The 16,200-nt window shown below is 74.0% G+C and carries 19 protein-coding genes; 10 read left to right on the forward strand and 9 right to left on the reverse strand.

Going from position 1 to position 16,200, the window contains the following annotated elements; all coding sequences use genetic code 11:
- Nucleotides 1–11: 11 nt before the first annotated feature.
- Nucleotides 12–551 (forward strand): DUF1360 domain-containing protein, encoded by a 540-nt coding sequence (locus ACFYM6_RS27520; RefSeq protein WP_357440879.1) that lies wholly within the window; start codon nucleotides 12–14, stop codon nucleotides 549–551.
- An 82-nt stretch (nucleotides 552–633) separates the two neighbouring features.
- Here the strand turns inward: ACFYM6_RS27520 and ACFYM6_RS27525 are convergent, their stop codons facing one another.
- The 3 genes from ACFYM6_RS27525 to ACFYM6_RS27535 form a co-directional block, all read right to left on the reverse strand.
- On the reverse strand, nucleotides 634–840 hold the full coding sequence (locus ACFYM6_RS27525; protein WP_387280109.1) for a hypothetical protein: 207 nt from the start codon (nucleotides 838–840) through the stop codon (nucleotides 634–636).
- Between the two features lie 89 nt (nucleotides 841–929).
- Nucleotides 930–1,163 carry a hypothetical protein gene (locus ACFYM6_RS27530; RefSeq protein ID WP_387280214.1) on the reverse strand — a complete coding sequence of 78 codons (234 nt, stop codon included), beginning with the start codon at nucleotides 1,161–1,163 and terminating at the stop codon, nucleotides 930–932.
- Between the two features lie 137 nt (nucleotides 1,164–1,300).
- A complete protein-coding gene (locus ACFYM6_RS27535; RefSeq protein WP_387280111.1) occupies nucleotides 1,301–2,386 on the reverse strand; it encodes a 3-deoxy-7-phosphoheptulonate synthase in 1,086 nt (361 codons plus the stop codon).
- A 469-nt stretch (nucleotides 2,387–2,855) separates the two neighbouring features.
- On the opposite strand from ACFYM6_RS27535, the gene ACFYM6_RS27540 reads away from it, so the two are divergent.
- Nucleotides 2,856–3,068 (forward strand): hypothetical protein, encoded by a 213-nt coding sequence (locus tag ACFYM6_RS27540; RefSeq protein WP_387280113.1) that lies wholly within the window; start codon nucleotides 2,856–2,858, stop codon nucleotides 3,066–3,068.
- Here ACFYM6_RS27540 and ACFYM6_RS27545 read toward each other — a convergent pair.
- Nucleotides 3,035–3,757, reverse strand: coding sequence for a phosphodiesterase (locus tag ACFYM6_RS27545; protein WP_387280114.1), 723 nt, complete (start codon nucleotides 3,755–3,757; stop codon nucleotides 3,035–3,037). The genes ACFYM6_RS27540 and ACFYM6_RS27545 overlap by 34 nt on opposite strands.
- Before the next feature lie 80 nt (nucleotides 3,758–3,837).
- On the opposite strand from ACFYM6_RS27545, the gene ACFYM6_RS27550 reads away from it, so the two are divergent.
- The 7 genes from ACFYM6_RS27550 to ACFYM6_RS27580 all read left to right on the forward strand — a co-directional run bounded on the left by ACFYM6_RS27550 (nucleotide 3,838) and on the right by ACFYM6_RS27580 (nucleotide 11,455).
- Complete coding sequence (locus ACFYM6_RS27550; RefSeq protein ID WP_387280116.1) at nucleotides 3,838–5,136, forward strand: M16 family metallopeptidase; 1,299 nt, start codon at nucleotides 3,838–3,840, stop codon at nucleotides 5,134–5,136.
- A complete protein-coding gene (locus ACFYM6_RS27555; protein ID WP_387280117.1) occupies nucleotides 5,133–6,479 on the forward strand; it encodes a M16 family metallopeptidase in 1,347 nt (448 codons plus the stop codon). The genes ACFYM6_RS27550 and ACFYM6_RS27555 overlap by 4 nt, the downstream gene beginning before the upstream one ends.
- 234 nt (nucleotides 6,480–6,713) lie before the next feature.
- Nucleotides 6,714–7,739: an aspartate-semialdehyde dehydrogenase gene (locus ACFYM6_RS27560; protein WP_387280119.1), complete on the forward strand. Its 1,026-nt coding sequence runs from the start codon at nucleotides 6,714–6,716 to the stop codon at nucleotides 7,737–7,739.
- 90 nt (nucleotides 7,740–7,829) lie between these two features.
- Entirely contained in the window at nucleotides 7,830–8,270 is a 441-nt protein-coding gene (locus ACFYM6_RS27565; RefSeq protein WP_357440903.1) for a PPOX class F420-dependent oxidoreductase, read from the forward strand.
- 168 nt (nucleotides 8,271–8,438) lie between these two features.
- Nucleotides 8,439–8,855: a CBS domain-containing protein gene (locus ACFYM6_RS27570; RefSeq protein ID WP_073836006.1), complete on the forward strand. Its 417-nt coding sequence runs from the start codon at nucleotides 8,439–8,441 to the stop codon at nucleotides 8,853–8,855.
- Between the two features lie 114 nt (nucleotides 8,856–8,969).
- Nucleotides 8,970–9,392 carry an SCP2 sterol-binding domain-containing protein gene (locus tag ACFYM6_RS27575; RefSeq protein ID WP_387280121.1) on the forward strand — a complete coding sequence of 141 codons (423 nt, stop codon included), beginning with the start codon at nucleotides 8,970–8,972 and terminating at the stop codon, nucleotides 9,390–9,392.
- Nucleotides 9,392–11,455, forward strand: a complete 2,064-nt coding sequence (locus tag ACFYM6_RS27580) for a glycogen debranching N-terminal domain-containing protein (protein WP_387280123.1) — start codon at nucleotides 9,392–9,394, stop codon at nucleotides 11,453–11,455. The genes ACFYM6_RS27575 and ACFYM6_RS27580 overlap by 1 nt, the downstream gene beginning before the upstream one ends.
- A 50-nt stretch (nucleotides 11,456–11,505) precedes the next feature.
- On the opposite strand, the gene ACFYM6_RS27585 is transcribed toward ACFYM6_RS27580, so the two are convergent.
- Nucleotides 11,506–11,898, reverse strand: coding sequence for a VOC family protein (locus ACFYM6_RS27585; protein WP_387280125.1), 393 nt, complete (start codon nucleotides 11,896–11,898; stop codon nucleotides 11,506–11,508).
- Between the two features lie 18 nt (nucleotides 11,899–11,916).
- Complete coding sequence (locus ACFYM6_RS27590) at nucleotides 11,917–12,564, reverse strand: alpha/beta hydrolase (protein ID WP_387280127.1); 648 nt, start codon at nucleotides 12,562–12,564, stop codon at nucleotides 11,917–11,919.
- A gap of 123 nt (nucleotides 12,565–12,687) precedes the next feature.
- Between ACFYM6_RS27590 and ACFYM6_RS27595 the strand changes: the two genes are divergently transcribed.
- Nucleotides 12,688–13,437, forward strand: coding sequence for a lysophospholipid acyltransferase family protein (locus tag ACFYM6_RS27595; protein ID WP_387280129.1), 750 nt, complete (start codon nucleotides 12,688–12,690; stop codon nucleotides 13,435–13,437).
- Nucleotides 13,438–13,489: 52 nt separating this feature from the next.
- Here ACFYM6_RS27595 and ACFYM6_RS27600 read toward each other — a convergent pair whose 3' ends face one another.
- The 3 genes from ACFYM6_RS27600 to ACFYM6_RS27610 all read right to left on the reverse strand — a co-directional run bounded on the left by ACFYM6_RS27600 (nucleotide 13,490) and on the right by ACFYM6_RS27610 (nucleotide 16,162).
- On the reverse strand, nucleotides 13,490–14,233 hold the full coding sequence (locus ACFYM6_RS27600; protein ID WP_387280216.1) for a hypothetical protein: 744 nt from the start codon (nucleotides 14,231–14,233) through the stop codon (nucleotides 13,490–13,492).
- Nucleotides 14,234–14,306: 73 nt separating this feature from the next.
- Nucleotides 14,307–15,023, reverse strand: coding sequence for a response regulator (locus ACFYM6_RS27605; protein ID WP_387280131.1), 717 nt, complete (start codon nucleotides 15,021–15,023; stop codon nucleotides 14,307–14,309).
- Nucleotides 14,993–16,162 (reverse strand): hypothetical protein, encoded by a 1,170-nt coding sequence (locus tag ACFYM6_RS27610; RefSeq protein WP_387280218.1) that lies wholly within the window; start codon nucleotides 16,160–16,162, stop codon nucleotides 14,993–14,995. The genes ACFYM6_RS27605 and ACFYM6_RS27610 overlap by 31 nt, the downstream gene beginning before the upstream one ends.
- Between the last annotated feature and the right edge of the window lie 38 nt (nucleotides 16,163–16,200).

The raw sequence follows: 16,200 nt of genomic DNA on the forward strand, positions 1-16,200 counted from the left end.
GAGGAGGCCGGGTGTCCCGGAGTGGCCTGAAGCACAAGGTGGCGCGCCTGCGTCAGGCGTACGCGCCGCACGAGCACCGACCGCTGGGCGGCTACCTGGTGGCGATGGGCACGTACGCGACGGTCACCGCGTCGCTGGTGGGCCTGGTCCGGGCGACCGGGCGGCCGGTGCCGGAGCGGCCCTCGCCGGCAGACGTGGTGCTGCTCTCCGTCGCGACCCACAAGCTCAGCCGGCTGCTCTCCAAGGACGCGATCACCAGCCCGCTGCGTGCTCCGTTCACCCGCTACGACCACCCGATCGGCAGTGGCGAAGTGATGGAGCAGGTCCGGGACCAGGGCAGTGCCACCCGGCACGCGGTCGGGGAACTGTTGAGCTGCCCGTTCTGCCTGGCGGTCTGGGTCGCCACCGGGCTCACCGGCGGACTGGTGCTGGCGCCCCGGCTGACCCGGCTGGTCGCCACCGCGCTGACCGCGGTGGCCGCCTCCGACTTCCTCCAGATGGGTTACGCGGTCGCCCAGCAGGCGGCCGCGGGTGGGCAACGCGGAAAGTGAGTCGCGACGGCTCCGGATCGCTGCGCCGAACCGGAGTTTGTCGAGACGAGGGGCGGACGCGGCCCGCCCCTCGTCGGTGCGCTCAGGTGGGGTTGGTGCCGTGGTTCTCGCCGGCCCAGCCACGCGACGACTCGGGCTCGCGTCGGCCCCCGTCCTCGCCGGTGATGATGTCCTCGTCCACCGCGGTTTCCTCGTGCTCCTCCGCGAACTCCGGATCAGCGTCGGGGGGCGCCGCCGTCGGCGGCTGGCCGAGCGCCTCCGGTTGACGCCCCTCGTCCCGGTCGGTCATCCCACTGTCCTCTCCGTCGTGCCGCCGGCGGTCTCCGGGCGGGCGCCGTCACGGCCGCCGGTCGGCGCGGCGGCCACCCGGCCGGCCGTTCAGGCGACGGTCCCGCCCAGCAGGTCGGTCACCTCGTCGATCGCGTACTCGCCCTGCGGGAGTGCGGCGATCCGGGTGAGCAGTTCCGCGGGGAGTTCGGCGGCGACCGCCCGGCGGTAGATGTCCGCCTGGGTGATCCGCTCCTGGCCGTGGTAGATGTCGTCGAGCAGTTCGTCGAGCTGCCGGGTGTCCGGCTGTTCGGTCACGGGCGCGTCGTCGGTCACCCCGGTCAGCTACCCCGGCCCGAATCGGTCAAACGTCGCCGGTCGCGGCACTGCCCCGGCTCCTCGTTGATCATGAGGTTGGCGGCGATGTGGATCTCGCTGACCGCCGCCAACCTCATGATCAACAGATGGGTGGACCGGGGAGGTCAGGCGGGGGTGGGGAGGGTGGCGCGGCGGGTGCGAACGGCCTGGGCCAGGTCGGTGAGGACCTGCGCGGTGGTGTCCCAGCCGAGGCAGGCGTCGGTGACGGACTTCCCGTACTCCAGCTCCCGCGTGGGGTCCAGGTCCTGGCGGCCCGGCTGCAGGAAGCTCTCCAGCATGATGCCGACGATGCCGCGCTGGCCGGCGGCCAGCTGGGCGGCCACGTCGGCCGCGACGAGCGGCTGCCGGCGGTGGTCCTTGCCGCTGTTGGCGTGGCTGGCGTCGATCACCACTCGTTCGGGCAGGCCGGCGGTGCGGAGCAGGTCGAGCGCGCCGGCCACCGACTCCGCGTCGTAGTTGGGCCGCCCGCCCCCGCCGCGCAGCACCAGATGGCCGTCGGCGTTGCCCCGGGTGTGCATGATCGCCGGGGTGCCGGAGACGTCGATGCCGGGGAAGACGTGCGGCACGCCGGCCGCCCGGATCGCGTCCACGGCGGTGGAGATGCTGCCGTCGGGGCGGTTCTTCATGCCGATCGGCATGGACAAACCGGAGGCGAGCTGCCGGTGCACCTGGCTCTCCACCGTCCGGGCGCCGATCGCTCCCCAGGCCACCGTGTCGGCGATGTACTGCGGCGTGATCGGATCGAGGAACTCGCAACCCACCGGCAACCCGAGCCGCAGCACGTCGAGCAGGAGCGACCGGGCCGTACGCAGGCCGGTATTGACGTCGCCCGAGCCGTCCAGCCCCGGGTCGTTGATCAGGCCCTTCCAGCCCACCGTCGAGCGCGGCTTCTCGAAGTAGACCCGCATCACCACCAGCAGGTCGTCGGCGAGCCGGTCGGCGGCCTCGCGCAGCCGGCCCGCGTACTCGAGGGCGGCGGCGGGGTCGTGCACCGAGCACGGGCCGACCACGACCAGGAGCCGGTCGTCGGCACGGTCCAGCACCCGGCCGACGGCGCGTCGGCCGGTGACCACGGCCTCCGCGAGCGCCGCGTCCAGGGGCAGGTGGTGGTGCAGCAGGGCCGGGGTGGTCAGTGGTACGACGCGGTCGATCCGCTGGTCGATGACCCGATGGGCGTCCTGGGTCGGCACGGTGGAGTTCCTTCCGCCGACCGTGCCCGGGGCCGGCGCCCGGGGTCGAGCCGGCTGCTCGTACGCGAAAGGGCAGGGAATGATCCCTGCCCGGCCGGCTCGAAGAGGAGTGACGTCAGATCATGGTCGAGTCACCGGCTCCTCCAGCCGGCTGCCTAAACCATCGATACGACCGCGTCACGCCAGCCAGCGTACCCGACGCGACGGGCTGGGCTCACTCCATCGTCGGCAAGGCCCCGCCCCGCGTTCAACTTCATCTATGCTGCCAACGGTGGCGCCGAGGGCGCGACAAGCGCCCGGCGGGGCCATCAGCGCCACGCGGCGACGCGACGGAACGATTTCCTCGGCATACCGAATCCTGGGAAAGCGGAACCGGAACCGCGCTACCTGGCCGACGACGGCGCACCCCGTGCGCCCGAACGAGGTGTGTCGCCCGTTCCGGTGCGCACCCGCGGGGTATGGGAACGGCATGAGCCACCAGCAGAACGACCAGGAGCGGATCGAGTCCCGCGCCCACCTCCTGCCGGAGGAGGCGGCGGTGGGCAGCGAGGACCCCGAGGCCCAGGCCGACGCGATCCTCGCCGAATCGGACATCCGGGAGGATCGGAACGTCGCCCAGGACGCCACCCTGGAGCGCCGGACGTCGGATCAGACCGTGACCCCGAGCGAGCCCCCGGACTGAGCGGACGCGCCCCGGGCCCGGCGGGAGCCGCGGTAGGTGGTGTCGCGCAGCCAGGCGAGCAGCCCCTCCGCCCGCAGGCCCGCCGGCAGGTTGCCGATCGGATCGAAGGCCAGCGCGGCGTCCTCCCGGGCGCCGCGCCGGCCGTCGAGGCAGACCTGCCCGAACGGCCGCCACGGCCCGACCGTTGAGGCCACCGCCAGCACCAGCCGTGGCGCGTCCGGGCCCGCCGCTGACGAGACCTCGGTGAGACTGCGGCCCAGCTCCGGCGAGTCCGGGTCGGCCAGCGCGGCCACCAGGAGCCGGCACCGGCCGGCCCGGAAGGGCACGATCGAGCTGTACGTCCCGGTGAAGCGCCGCCGGGGCAGCGGCAGTTGGCGCAGCACCGGCGGGGCGGCGCTGGAACTCATCAGCAGATCCACCGGCGGTTCCGGGTCCCGGTGCAGCCGCACGCCCAGCCCCAGCACGTCCGGCCAGCTCCCCGGCGTGGCGACCCCCTTCGACAGCCGGACCGTGCCCCGCCACCGTCCGGGCCGGTCGAAGAGCGGGACCCCGGTCGGCGGACCGGGCGTACCCCAGATCATCACCTCGGCGGAGAAGGTGCGGCCGGCGGGATGCAGCAGCCGGGCCCGCCGGCGGCGGGCCAGCGCGGCGGCGGCACGTTCGGTGACGGTGGATGCGGGGTCGGGCATGCCCCGGGGATACCCCGCCGCGCGGCGAGGATGCTCCCGCCCGTCCCCTTTCCGCCCGCGAGATCGGATAGCGTCGTGCCATGCCCGACAGCGGTTACCCCTGGCCGATCGAGACGACCCGACTGGACAACGGCCTGCGCGTGGTGGTGAGCGAGGACCGCACCGCACCCGCGATCGCCGTGAACCTCTGGTACGACGTGGGCTCCCGGCACGAGCCGGCGGGCCAGACCGGCTTCGCCCACCTCTTCGAGCACCTGATGTTCGAGGGCTCGGTGAACGTGGCGAAGACCGAGCACATGAAGCTCATCCAGGGGTCCGGCGGTTCGCTGAACGCCACCACCAACCCGGACCGGACCAACTACTTCGAGACGGTCCCGGCCGAGCACCTCGAGCTGGCGCTCTGGCTGGAGGCCGACCGGATGGGCGGCCTGGTGCCGGCGCTGACCCAGGAGACGTTGAACAACCAGCGCGAGGTGGTCAAGAACGAGCGCCGCCAGCGGTACGAGAACGTCCCGTACGGCGACGCGTGGCTGCGCCTGCTGCCGCTGCTCTACCCGCCGGGGCACCCGTACCACCACGCCACGATCGGGTCGATGGCCGACCTCAACGCCGCCGGCCTGCCCACCTTCCAGGCGTTCCACGAGACCTACTACGCGCCGAACAACGCCGTGCTCACCGTGGTCGGCGACACCACGGCGGCCGAGGTGTTCGCGCTGGCCGACAAGTACTTCGGCGCCATCCCGCCGCGCGCCGACATCCCCGCCGCGCCGGACGGACGCACCGTGCCGACGGCCGGGCGGCCAGCCGTGGAGAGGGTCACCGCCGATGTCCCCGCTCCCCGGGTGTACGTGGCGCACCGCACCCAGCCGTTCGGCACCCCCGGCTACGACGTCGCCACGGTGCTCGCCACCGTCCTCGGCAGCGGCCGGGGCAGCCGGCTCTACCAGCGCCTCGCCGACGGGGAGCGGATCGCCCAGCCGGATCTGGTCGGGGCGTACGGGGTGGACCTGGCCCACGCTCCCGCCCCGCTGATCGCCACCGCCACCGCCCGCCCCGGGGTCACCGTCGAGCGGCTGCGCGACGGGCTGGCGGAGGTGGTCGACGAGCTGGCGACGGTGCCGGTGACCGCCGCCGAGCTGGACCGGGCCAAGGCGCTGCTGAGCACCATGTGGTGGCGGCAGATGTCCACGGTGGAGGGCCGGGCGGACACGCTGGGCCGGTACGCCACCCAGTTCGGCGACCCGGCGAAGGCCGGCGAGCGGCTGCCGGGGTGGCTCGCCGTCACCGCCGAGCAGATCGCCGAACAGGCCGCCGAGCTGCTCCGTACCGAACACGACCGGGTGACCCTGTGCTACGTGCCGGAGGAGAAGACCGCATGACGCTGATCACCGAACGTCCCGGGCCGGGCGCCGCCCGTCCGTACCGGTTCCCGCAGGTGGTGCGCCGGGCCGTCGCCGGCGGGCAGGTCGTCGCCGCGCACCTGCCCGGGCAGAGCCTCGCGGTCGCGCTGCTGCTCCTCGACGCCGGCGCCGGCCGGGAGCCGGTCGGCAAGGAGGGGCTGGGCGCGGTGCTCGCCAAGGCCCTGGAGGAGGGCACCGCGCAGCGGGACGCCACCGCGTACGCGCTGGCCGTCGAGGCGCTCGGCACCGAGCTGGTGACCGCGCTGGACTGGGACTCCTTCCAGGTCAGCGTGCAGGTGCCGGTCGATCGGCTGAGCGCCGCCGTGGAACTGCTCGCCGAGGCGGTCCGGACGCCGAAGCTCGACCCGGCCGACGTGCTGCGGGTCCGCGACGACGAGGCGACCGCGCTGCGGATGGACTGGGCCAACCCCGGCCCCCGGGCGGACGCGGTGCTGCGCGGCGACATCTTCGGCACGGACAACCGCTGGGGCCGCCCGATGTACGGCGACCCGGACAGCGTGGCCGCGCTGGACGTGGACGACGTGACGGTCTTCCACTCCGAGTGGTTCATCCGCCCGGGCACCCTGGTCATCGCCGGTGACCTGGACCGGATCGACCTGGACGCGCTGGGCGCGACGGCGTTCGCGGGCGCCGCGGGCGGGCCGGTGGAGAAGGGCGGCCCGGTCGAGGTGCCGCGGCACGACCGGCGGCGGATCATCCTGGTCGACCGCCCCGGCTCGGTGCAGTCGACGCTCCGCCTCGGGCACCCGTCCCCGCACCGCGCCCACCCGGACCACGTGCCGATGTCGCTCGCCGGCACGGTGCTGGGCGGGGCGTTCACCTCCCGGCTGAACCATCTGCTGCGCGAGGTGCACGGCTACACCTACGGCATCCGGGGCGACTTCGCCTCGTCCCGCCGGTTCGGCCGGTTCGCGATCAGCTCCGGGGTGCAGACCGCGGTGACCGCGCCGGCGCTGGTCGAGGCGGTCGGCGAGGTGTCGCGGACCCGGTCGGAGGGAGTGACCGAGGACGAGCTCGCGGTGGCCCGCTTCTGGCGGGCCGGTCAGCTCTCGGTCGAGCTGCAGACCCCGCGGGCCATCGCCTCGGCGCTGACCACCCTGGTGGTGCACGACCTGCCGGACGACTACCACGCCCGGCTGCGCGAGTCGCTGCTCGCCGCCGACGTGGAGCAGGTCTCCGCGGCGGCCACGGCGCACCTGCACCCGGATTCGCTCACCCTGGTCGTGGAGGGCGACGCGGCGATCATCCGGGACGAGTTGGTCGCCACCGGGCTCGGCGAGGTCGTCGACCACACCCCCTGACCGCCCGTTGGGGTGTGATTCCGGTCGCGTCCGGCTCTAACCCGGGGCGGGCGGGGGGTGCGGATGCTCCGGCCGGGCGGGCTGACGGCCGGTGATCTTCCGGGACGAGCGGCCCTGGAGCGCCGTCGTTGCAGCTCCTGGCGGCTGCGGTCCGGGGAGGGCGGGGCCGGCCGCCGGCCCGCGCGGTGGGAAAGCCTTCCCGGTCCGGCCGCCCGGCTGGGTAGCCTCGCGGGCATGAGGATCGGCATTGTGGGGGCCACCGGCCAGGTCGGTGGCGTGATGCGGCACGTGCTGGCGGAGCGCGAGTTCCCGGCGGAGCAGGTGCGGTTGTTCGCCTCGGCGCGGTCGGCCGGGCGGACCCTGCCCTGGCGGGACGGCGAGGTCACCGTCGAGGACGCGGCCACCGCGGACTACCGGGGGCTGGACATCGTGCTCTTCTCGGCGGGCAAGGGCACCGCCCGCGAGCTGGCCCCCCGGGTCGTAGACGCCGGCGCGGTCGTCATCGACAACTCCTCGGCGTTCCGGATGGACCCCGAGGTGCCGCTGGTGGTCGCCGAAGTCAACCCGCACGCCATCGCCGACCGGCCGAAGGGCATCGTGGCCAACCCGAACTGCACCACCATGGCCGCCATGCCGGTGCTGCGTCCGCTGCACCAGGCGGCCGAGCTGGTCAGCCTGGTCGTGGCGACGTACCAGGCGGTCTCCGGCGCCGGCCTGGCCGGCGTGGCGGAGCTCGACGAGCAGGTCCGCAAGGTGGCCGAGGACGCCGCCGGGCTCACCTTCGACGGTGCGGCCGTCGAGTTCCCCGCGCCGCGCTCGTTCGCCCGTCCGATCGCCTTCAACGTGCTCCCGCTGGCCGGTTCGATCGTCGACGACGGCTCCTTCGAGACCGACGAGGAGCAGAAGCTGCGCAACGAGAGCCGCAAGATCCTGGAGATCCCGGGGCTGAAGGTCTCCGGCACCTGCGTCCGGGTTCCGGTCTTCACCGGACACTCGCTCCAGATCAACGCCCGCTTCGCCCGGCCGATCACTCCGGCCCGCGCCCGGGAGCTGCTCGACGGCGCGCCGGGGGTGGCCCTGTCGGACGTGCCCACTCCGCTGCAGGCGGCCGGCCAGGACCCGACGTACGTCGGGCGGATCCGGAACGACGAGACCGTCGAGCACGGGCTAGCGCTCTTCTGCTCCAACGACAACCTGCGCAAGGGCGCCGCGCTCAACGCCGTACAGCTCGCCGAGCTGGTCGCCGCCGAGCGGCGCTGAGCCGCCGGCCCGGCCGTGCGTCGGGCACGCCGGCCGGGAATGCGGTGAGATGGGGGTCGACCGCGCGACCAGTCGACCCGGGAGGCCCCCATGGCGGACGAGCAGACCCAGCAGGCCCTGACCGATCTCATCGCGAGCCGCCGGATCGGGGTGCTCGCCACCATCAAGCGGGACGGCCGGCCGCAGCTGTCCAACGTGGTCCACTCCTTCGACCGGGAGCAGGGCGTGATCCGGATCTCGGTGACCGACGACCGGGCGAAGACCGCCAACCTGCGTCGGGACCCCCGGGCCAGCTTCCAGGTCAGCAGCGCGGACGGCTGGGCGTACGCGGTGGCGGAGGCGCGGGCCGAGCTGACCCCGGTGGCTCAGCGGCCGGACGATCCCACCGTCGAGGAACTGGTCGGGCTGTACCGGGCGGTGCAGGGCGAACACCCGGACTGGGACGACTTCCGGCGCGCCATGGTCGCCGAGCGCCGCCTCGTGCTGCGGCTGCACGTCGAGCGGGTCTACGGCGCGCCCCCGCGCGCCTGACCACGCGTCCGCCGCGCCCCTGGCCTCCCGTCGCCCCCAGCCCGGCGTTCTTCGGCCGGTCCAGGAACCGGCTGCCACGACCTGCGCCGGCACCACCACCGAACGGGGCGCGTTACCCGGCCCGCGGCGGCGGGTAGACCGCGGTGCCGACACCGAGAGGGGAGCACCATGACAACGGTCGGAGAGTTCATGACGACCCGGTTGGTGACGATGGACGGCGACGACACCCTGACCGCGGCGGCGCAGGAGATGCGCGACAGCGCCATCGGCGACGTGGTAGTGACCGATGGTGACCGCGTGGTGGGCATCGTCACGGACCGGGACATCACGGTCCGGGGCGTCGCCGAGAACATGGACCCCGCCACGACCAGGCTCAACCAGATCACCAGCAAGGACGTGGTGACGGTGAGCCAGTACGACGACGCGGTGGCGGCCGCGGACCTGATGCGCACGTACGCCGTCCGGCGGCTGCCGGTGGTCGACGACGGCCGGCTGATCGGACTGGTGTCGATGGGTGACCTCGCCGTCGAGCGCGAGCCGCAGTCGGTGCTCGCCGACATCAGCGCCGACGAACCGAACAACTGACCCGTCCGCCGCGGCGACGCCGGCCCCCGGTTCCCGGGTGCCGGCGTTCGCGCCTTCCGCCCATGCGCGACGTCGGCGGCTCACCCGAACCGGGCGAGATTGACCCCGTACCCGATGGGCACCCCTTCTCGGACGTCACACGCCGCGGACCGCGGGAGGAGTGAACTGGTGGACGCGACCACGAAGTTCTTTGAGGACCTGGACCGGCGGGGGTACGAACCCCTGCTGGCGAAGACCAGCGGCACCCTGCGCTTCGACCTGCACGAGGGGGCGCACACGACACACTGGCTGCTGCACATCGACCGGGGCAACCTCCGGGTCCGGCAGGAGGACCAGGAGGCGAACACGGTCGTGGGGACCGCGCCGCGACTCTTCGGCGAGTTGGTCAGCGGCCAGGAGAACGTCATCGCGGCGCTGCTGCGCGGCGACATGACCGTGCTGGGTGACCTGCGGCTGGTGTTGCAGGTCGAACGGATCTTTCCCGGCCCGCCGGACTCTCGCGGGCCGCATCACGCGTTCCAGAGGGGGGCTTCCTGATGGCGGGCACGGACACCGTCCGGATCCTTGACGGCAACACGTTCGTGGTGTCCGAGGACACCGGCGACATCGAGGCGACGCCGAGCGAGCCGACCGGCCTCTTCGCCATCGACACCCGTTTCCTCTCCAAGTGGGTGCTGACCGTCAACGGTGAGCGGCTCAACGCCCTGTCGTACGACGACCTCCAGTACTACGAGGCCCGGTTCTTCCTGGTGCCGGGCATGGCCACGCACTACATCGACGCGAAGTTGTCGATCATTCGGGAGCGGGCGGTGGGCGGCAGCTTCCGGGAGACGCTGACCATCCTCAACCACGACGAGAAACCGGTCGACCTGGAGATCCGGATCGACGCCGCGTCGGACTTCGCCGACCTGTTCCAGGTCAAGGATGAGATCCTGAACAAGAAGGGCGAGATCTATGCCGAGGCCGAGTCGGACCGGCTCCGGCTGGGCTACCGGCGGGGCAACTTCAAGCGGGAGACGGTCATCCAGTCCTCCCAGCCGGCCCGCTACGACCGGAACGGCCTCGCCTTCACTGTCCACCTGGAACCGAACCAGCAGTGGGACACCGGCATCGACGTACAGACCTTCGCGGTCGGCCCGGGCGGCCGGGACCTGCGGATGGGGCTGCGGACGCACGGCGTCGAGCGGTTGGCCCTGCAGCAGGACCTGGAGCAGTGGATCGCCAACGCACCGAAGGTGAACAGCGAGCACCGCGAGGTCTGCTCGACGTACCGGCGCAGTCTGATCGACCTGGCGGCGCTGCGCTTCTCGCCGTTGTCGCTCGGTGGGCAGACGCTGCCGGCCGCCGGTCTGCCCTGGTTCATGACCATGTTCGGCCGGGACAGCATCCTGACCTGCCTCCAGGTGCTGCCGTTCGCGCCGGAGCTGTCCAAGACCACGCTGCGGATCCTCGGGGCGCTGCAGGGCACCCGGTTCGACGACTTCCGGGATGAGGACCCGGGCCGGATCCTGCACGAGATGCGCTACGGCGAGACGGCCGCCTTCGAGGAGCAGCCGCACTCGCCCTACTACGGCTCGGTGGACGCGACGCCGCTGTTCGTGGTGCTGCTCGACGAGTACGAGAAGTGGACCGGCGACGTGGCGCTGGTCAAGGAGTTGGAACGGGAGTGCCGGGCGGCGCTGAAGTGGGTCGACGACTACGCCGACCTGGTGGGCAACGGCTACATCTGGTATGAGCGGCGCAACACCGACACCGGCCTGGAGAACCAGTGCTGGAAGGACTCGTGGGACTCCATCTCCTACCGGGACGGCACGCTGCCGCCGTTCCCGCGGGCCACCTGCGAGGTGCAGGGGTACGCGTACGACGCGAAGATGCGGGCCGCCCGGCTGGCCCGGGAGTTCTGGGACGACCCGGCGTACGCCGACCAGTTGGAGCGGGGGGCGGCGGAGCTCAGGGAGCGGTTCAACCGGGACTGGTGGGTGGCGGACGGCGAGTACTACGCCCTCGGCCTGGACCCGGACGGCCGGCACTGCGCGGTGCTCAGCTCGAACATCGGCCACCTGCTGTGGAGCGGCATCGTCGAGCCGGACCGGGCGAGGAAGATCGCCGACCACCTGCTCGGGCCGCGGCTCTTCTCCGGCTGGGGGGTGCGAACCCTGGCCGAGGGCGAGGTCCGCTACAACCCGATCGGCTACCACAACGGCACGATCTGGCCGTTCGACAACTCGTTCATCGCCTGGGGTCTGCGCCGGTACGGCTTCGCCGACGAGGCCGCCGTCATCGCCAACGGCATCCTCGAAGCGGCGCGGTACTTCGACGGCCGGCTGCCGGAGGCGTTCGGCGGCTATCCGCGGGACCTGACCAAGTTCCCCGTGGAGTATCCGACGGCGTGCAGCCCGCAGGCCTGGTCGACCGGGACCCCGCTGTTGCTGATCCGGACGATGCTCGGGCTCGAGCCGCACGAGGGGCACCTGGCGGTGGACCCGCGGCTGCCGGTCGGCATGGGGCGGATCGAGGTGCTGGACATCCCGGGCCGGTGGGGGAAGGTGGACGCCTTCGCCCGGGGCCGGGTCGACCTGCACCGGCTGGCCCCCCAGTAACGCGACCGTGGGGCGCCGCCGACCGCCGGGCCGGCGGCGCCGCCGCGTGCTCAGCGGCCGGGCACCAGCGGGTCGGCGTGGGCCTGGGTGCGGGGCAGCAGGCAGAACTCGTTCCCCTCCGGGTCGGCCAGCACGGTCCACCGGGGCAGCTCGCGGACCACCGTCGCCCCCGCCGCCAGCACCGCCGCCCGCTCCTCGGCGTCGCCGGCCAGGTCCAGGTGGATCCGGCCGCGGGTCGGCAGGTCGTCGGCGGGGCTGATCCAGATGTCCGGCCGGTGCCCGGACGGGTCGCGCAGCAGCACCGCCTCGGTCGGCGCGAGCGACCGGTCGGCGAGCTTCACCCGGTCCTCCTCGACCACGGGCAGCTCGGTCACCGCGCTCCAGAACGGGGCGAGCAGGTACGGGTCGCGGCAGTGGATGACGATCGCGGCGAGGTCGGGCATGCCCTGACGGTAGTCGGGTCAGGCGGGCGGCAGGACGGTGTCCAGGAACGCGGCGGTGACCGCCTGGATGTCCGGACGCGCCAGGTCGAGGGCGTGCCCGCCGTGGGTGATCCAGGTGTGCACCGGGTGCCCGGCGGCGAGCAGTTGCCCGGCCAGCGCCACCGACTGCGCGGCCGGCACCGACGCGTCCTCGCGCCCCTGCACCAGCAGCACCGGTGCGCCGGACCCGAGGTGGGACGCGACCGTGGCGTCGACGGTGGCCGGGTCGCCCGCGGCGGGCGGGTGGCCGAGCAGGTCCGCCCACGGGTCGTCGTGAGCGCGCAGCCGCCGCCACTGCGGGTCCAGCGGGTCGACCGGCGCCCAGTACGCCAGCCCCGCCGCGACGTCGCCCGGCCGGTCCACTCCTCGCAGGGCGAGGTGCAGGGCGAGCATCCCGCCGGCCGAGTCGCCCCCGACCAGCAGCGGCAGCCCGTCCGCCGCGGCCCGGGCGGCCCGGGCCGCCGCGCGGACGTCGGCGAGCTGGGCCGGCCAGTGGGCCTCGGTCACGAACCGGTAGGTCGCCGCGACCACCCGGAGCCCGAGCGGGGCCAGGGCCGCGCCGTCCTCGTGGTACCGGGCCCGCCAGCCGCCACCGTGGATCCAGAGCAGCACTCCGCGTTCGGTCATCCCGCCATGCTGGCCCGTCCCGGGCCGGCCCGCGACCCGGCTCTGCCCAGGGCAGAGCCCCGCAGATCCGATCGCACGATCCGTTCCTACGGTTGCGTAACCTACTCGGGGTAAAGTCGGCGGATGCCGGAGCTCGTGTACCCGCCCGTGATCGCCGCCGCCAAGACGATGTTCCGGGTCCTCGACCTGCGCCTACGGGTGGAGGGCAGCCATCACGTGCCGCGCACCGGCGGGGCGGTGCTGGCCAGCAACCACGTCAGCTACCTGGATTTCATCTTCTGCGGCTACGGCGCGCGCGACTCCCGCCGCCTGGTCCGGTTCATGGCCAAGGACTCGGTCTTCCGGCACAAGGTCTCCGGGCCGCTCATGCGGGGCATGAAGCACATCCCGGTCAACCGGGCGGCCGGCGCCGGGTCGTACCAGACCGCGGTGTCCGCGCTGCGGCGCGGCGAGGTGGTCGGCGTCTTCCCGGAGGCGACCATCAGCCGCTCCTTCACCGTCAAGGAGCTCAAGAGCGGGGCCGCCCGGATGGCCCAGCAGGCCGCCGTGCCGCTGCTGCCGGTTGCACTCTGGGGCACCCAGCGGCTGTGGACCAAGGGCCGCCCGCGCACCCTCACCCGCCGGCACACCCCGATCAGCATCCTGGTGGGGGAGCCGATGGACCCGGCCGGCTACCCGGACGCCGCCACGATGACGGCCGAGCTGAAGAACCGGCTCAGCGCGCTGGTGGATCGGGCCCAGCGGGAGTACCCGGAGCAGCCGGCCGGCCCCGACGACGCCTGGTGGCAGCCCGCCCACCTCGGCGGCGCCGCCCCCACGCCCGAGGAGGCCGCCGCGCTGGACCGCCGAGGCCCTCGCGCTGCCACCTCCTGACCGCCGGCTGCGGGCCCGGGGCCGCCCCGACCGGCCCGCGCTGAGCTGAGGGTCAGCAGGCGGAACCGGGCCCCACCCGGGCCGGGGAGGTCGCCCGGGGCCAGGCCGCCGCCTCGGTCGCCGCCGGTCGGTAGTAGTCCTCCCGGGACAGAAACTCCACCGGCAGTGAACCGGGCATGGTCAGCGAGCCCCGGGCCGGGCCGGGCGCGCCACCCACTCGGGTCAGCAGGGTGTCCCGTTCCGGCGGGGAGAGGTCCACCAGCTCGGGGTGCACCAGGCGGAACGCGGCCACCGCGCGGCGTACCTGGCGAGCCAGCGCGACGATCAGGGCGTCCGGGCCGGCCAGCGCGAGGGCCGGCTGCCGGATGGTGCGCAGCGCGTCGCAGACCAACAGCAGCTCGACCTCGTCGTCCGGGCCCTCGGCCAGCTCCAGCCGGGACGGCCACTGCCAGCGGATCTGGCCACTGACCAGACGGGACAGCCGGAGCGACCGCCGGTGCCGGGCACCTGTCCGGCCGTCCCGCCCCGAGACCAGGGCCAGTTCGGAGCCGGTGCAGACATACGCGAGGCGCCGGTCCGTCACGGTGACCGTCGCCGGCGCGGGCAGGTGCCAGGCGGGCGCGTTCTCGGTGGGACCGAGCAGCTGCCCGGCGATCCGCAGCCGGTGCTGCCCGAGCAGTTGCTCGCCCGGTTCGGGGACCAGCGCGTATCGCCGGTCGAGGGTGGGACGGGCGGGGTCCCCATCCGCGTCGAAGCGGTGCGGTCCGATGAAGAACGGTGCGGCGTCCTCCTGCACGGTCACGACCTCCCGGGGACGGTTGGCGGTACGTCGAGCCTGGCCCACGCCGTGGTGGTTGTCATGACAGCCGTTAGGGGGTCGGCCGGTCGGTGGACGCCTGTGACCGGTAGATGCCGATCTCTTCCGGCCGGACGAGGCCGTCCTCGATCGCCCGGGCGAGCAGCGCCGCCTTCGTGGCGGCCGGCCGGCCCGCCCGGGTGTACTTGATCCGCGCCCGGTCCACGTACTGCTTCACGGTGTGCTCGCTGATCCGCATCCGGCGGGCCACCGACGCCTTCGACATCGACTGGAACCACAGCAGCAGGGCCTCGCGCTCCTTGTCCGACAGGGCCGGCCGGTCCGGCCGGGGATCGCCCACCATGGCCCCGGCCAGCGCCGGCGGCACGTACGGGCGGTCGCTCGCCGCGGCCAGCACGGTCGCCACGCAGTGCTCGCGCCCCTCGTGCTTGGCCAGGAACGCGACCGCCCCCGCGTCCAGCGCGGCGAGCATGGTGTCCGGGTCGGTGTGCTGGGAGTAGACCACCACCCGGCGGCCGGCGGCGCTCAGCTCGGCGAGCTTGTCGAACGCCATCCGCCCGTGCAGCCGCAGGTCGAGCAGCACCACCTCGGCCTCCGGGGCGGCCCGCAGCACCGCGTCCGGGTCGTCCCCGGTGGCCAGTACGCGCAGCCTCGGCTCGCTGGCCAGCCAGGCGCTTACCCCGTCGATCACCACCGGGTGGTCGTCCACGATGGCCACGCCGATGGGCCGCCCGCCGGTCACGTCCGCCGCCACCGGGTCTGCGTCCATCTGATCTCCCCGTCCCGCTCGTGTACGTGATCCACCGGCCCGTTCCCGTCCCCGTCCGCCTCCCGCGGACCGGTCGGGCCTGGCGGCCCGCTCGCGTCGGGCCCGTCGTGGTCGGGCGTGACCAGGCTGACCACCACCTCGTCCGGGCCGGTCACCACGGTAAGCCGGGCCCAATCCCGGGCGTCGGCGAGCGCCGCGGTGAGCGGGTCGGCCAACCGCCGGCGTACCTCGACGGGCAGCTCCGGCGGGACGCCGACGGCGACCAGCTCGATCGGCAGGCCGTTCCGTTCGGCCAGGTCGGCGGCGGCGCGCAGCTCGTGCAGCAGCGGGTCGGGCACGTCGTCCGACTCGACGATCAGCCGGCGCAGCCGGGCCGCGGCCAGCACGCAGCGGCGGCGTACCTCCGGGTCGGCCGGGTCGGCGTCGCCGGCGGCGAGGGCGGCCAGCACCTCCTCGGCGGTGCCGCTGGCCAGGGCCAGCCGCGCTCGCCGCTCCGCCTGGGCCCGTTCCGCAGCCACCCGTTCGGCCTCGACCGCCAGCGCCGCCGCGGCCGTGCCGGCCCTGGCCTGGGCCAGGGCGGCGAGCGCGACGCCGCCGACGAAGACCGCGACGGGCAGCGACGACACGGCGTAGACGTACATCGCGTAGCGGGCCAGGTCGGCCGGGGCGGTGGCGCCTGAACCGAGCAGCGCGGCGAGGGCGATCACCGCGTGCGCGCCGAGCAGCGCCAGCAGCCACCGGACCGGCCGTCGCCAGAGCACCAGCGGGAAGAACCAGACCAGGCCGCCCCACGCCCAGTTCGCCGCGGCGAACAACTGCCCGCCGCCGACCGCCGCGAAGACCGCCGCGTCGACCACCAGCAACACCGCCGCCAGCCGCCAGGCGGGCGGCAGGCCACCGCGCAGCAGGCGTACGCCGGCCAGCACGCCGACCGCCGCGGTCACCAGCCAGCCGGCGGCGACCACCGCCGAGGCGGCGGGGGAGGACCCGGCGCCGGGCAGCGCCGGCAGGTCGATCGCCAGGTGCCAGGCGAGCGCGATGGTGACCGCCGCGATCCGGGCGGCCCGGTCGGAGGCACTCGCCACCGCGATCGCCGCCCCCGCGGCGTCGGGTGGGGCCGGAGCGCCCGGGGCCGGGATCGGCGCGAGGCGGTCGGCTGGCCCGACCGCGCGCGCGT

Origin of the sequence: Micromonospora sp. NPDC006431 (assembly GCF_042870725.1) — a bacterium.
GTDB lineage: Bacteria > Actinomycetota > Actinomycetes > Mycobacteriales > Micromonosporaceae > Micromonospora.

Coding starts and splice junctions, on each gene's coding strand:
- ACFYM6_RS27525 (WP_387280109.1), bottom strand. CDS start 840: ATGACCGACCGGGACGAGGGGCGTCAACCGGAGGCGCTCGGCCAGCCG.
- ACFYM6_RS27540 (WP_387280113.1), top strand. CDS start 2,856: ATGAGCCACCAGCAGAACGACCAGGAGCGGATCGAGTCCCGCGCCCAC.
- ACFYM6_RS27545 (WP_387280114.1), bottom strand. CDS start 3,757: ATGCCCGACCCCGCATCCACCGTCACCGAACGTGCCGCCGCCGCGCTG.
- ACFYM6_RS27550 (WP_387280116.1), top strand. CDS start 3,838: ATGCCCGACAGCGGTTACCCCTGGCCGATCGAGACGACCCGACTGGAC.
- ACFYM6_RS27555 (WP_387280117.1), top strand. CDS start 5,133: ATGACGCTGATCACCGAACGTCCCGGGCCGGGCGCCGCCCGTCCGTAC.
- ACFYM6_RS27560 (WP_387280119.1), top strand. CDS start 6,714: ATGAGGATCGGCATTGTGGGGGCCACCGGCCAGGTCGGTGGCGTGATG.
- ACFYM6_RS27565 (WP_357440903.1), top strand. CDS start 7,830: ATGGCGGACGAGCAGACCCAGCAGGCCCTGACCGATCTCATCGCGAGC.
- ACFYM6_RS27570 (WP_073836006.1), top strand. CDS start 8,439: ATGACAACGGTCGGAGAGTTCATGACGACCCGGTTGGTGACGATGGAC.
- ACFYM6_RS27575 (WP_387280121.1), top strand. CDS start 8,970: ATGGGCACCCCTTCTCGGACGTCACACGCCGCGGACCGCGGGAGGAGT.
- ACFYM6_RS27580 (WP_387280123.1), top strand. CDS start 9,392: ATGGCGGGCACGGACACCGTCCGGATCCTTGACGGCAACACGTTCGTG.
- ACFYM6_RS27585 (WP_387280125.1), bottom strand. CDS start 11,898: ATGCCCGACCTCGCCGCGATCGTCATCCACTGCCGCGACCCGTACCTG.
- ACFYM6_RS27590 (WP_387280127.1), bottom strand. CDS start 12,564: ATGACCGAACGCGGAGTGCTGCTCTGGATCCACGGTGGCGGCTGGCGG.
- ACFYM6_RS27595 (WP_387280129.1), top strand. CDS start 12,688: ATGCCGGAGCTCGTGTACCCGCCCGTGATCGCCGCCGCCAAGACGATG.
- ACFYM6_RS27605 (WP_387280131.1), bottom strand. CDS start 15,023: ATGGACGCAGACCCGGTGGCGGCGGACGTGACCGGCGGGCGGCCCATC.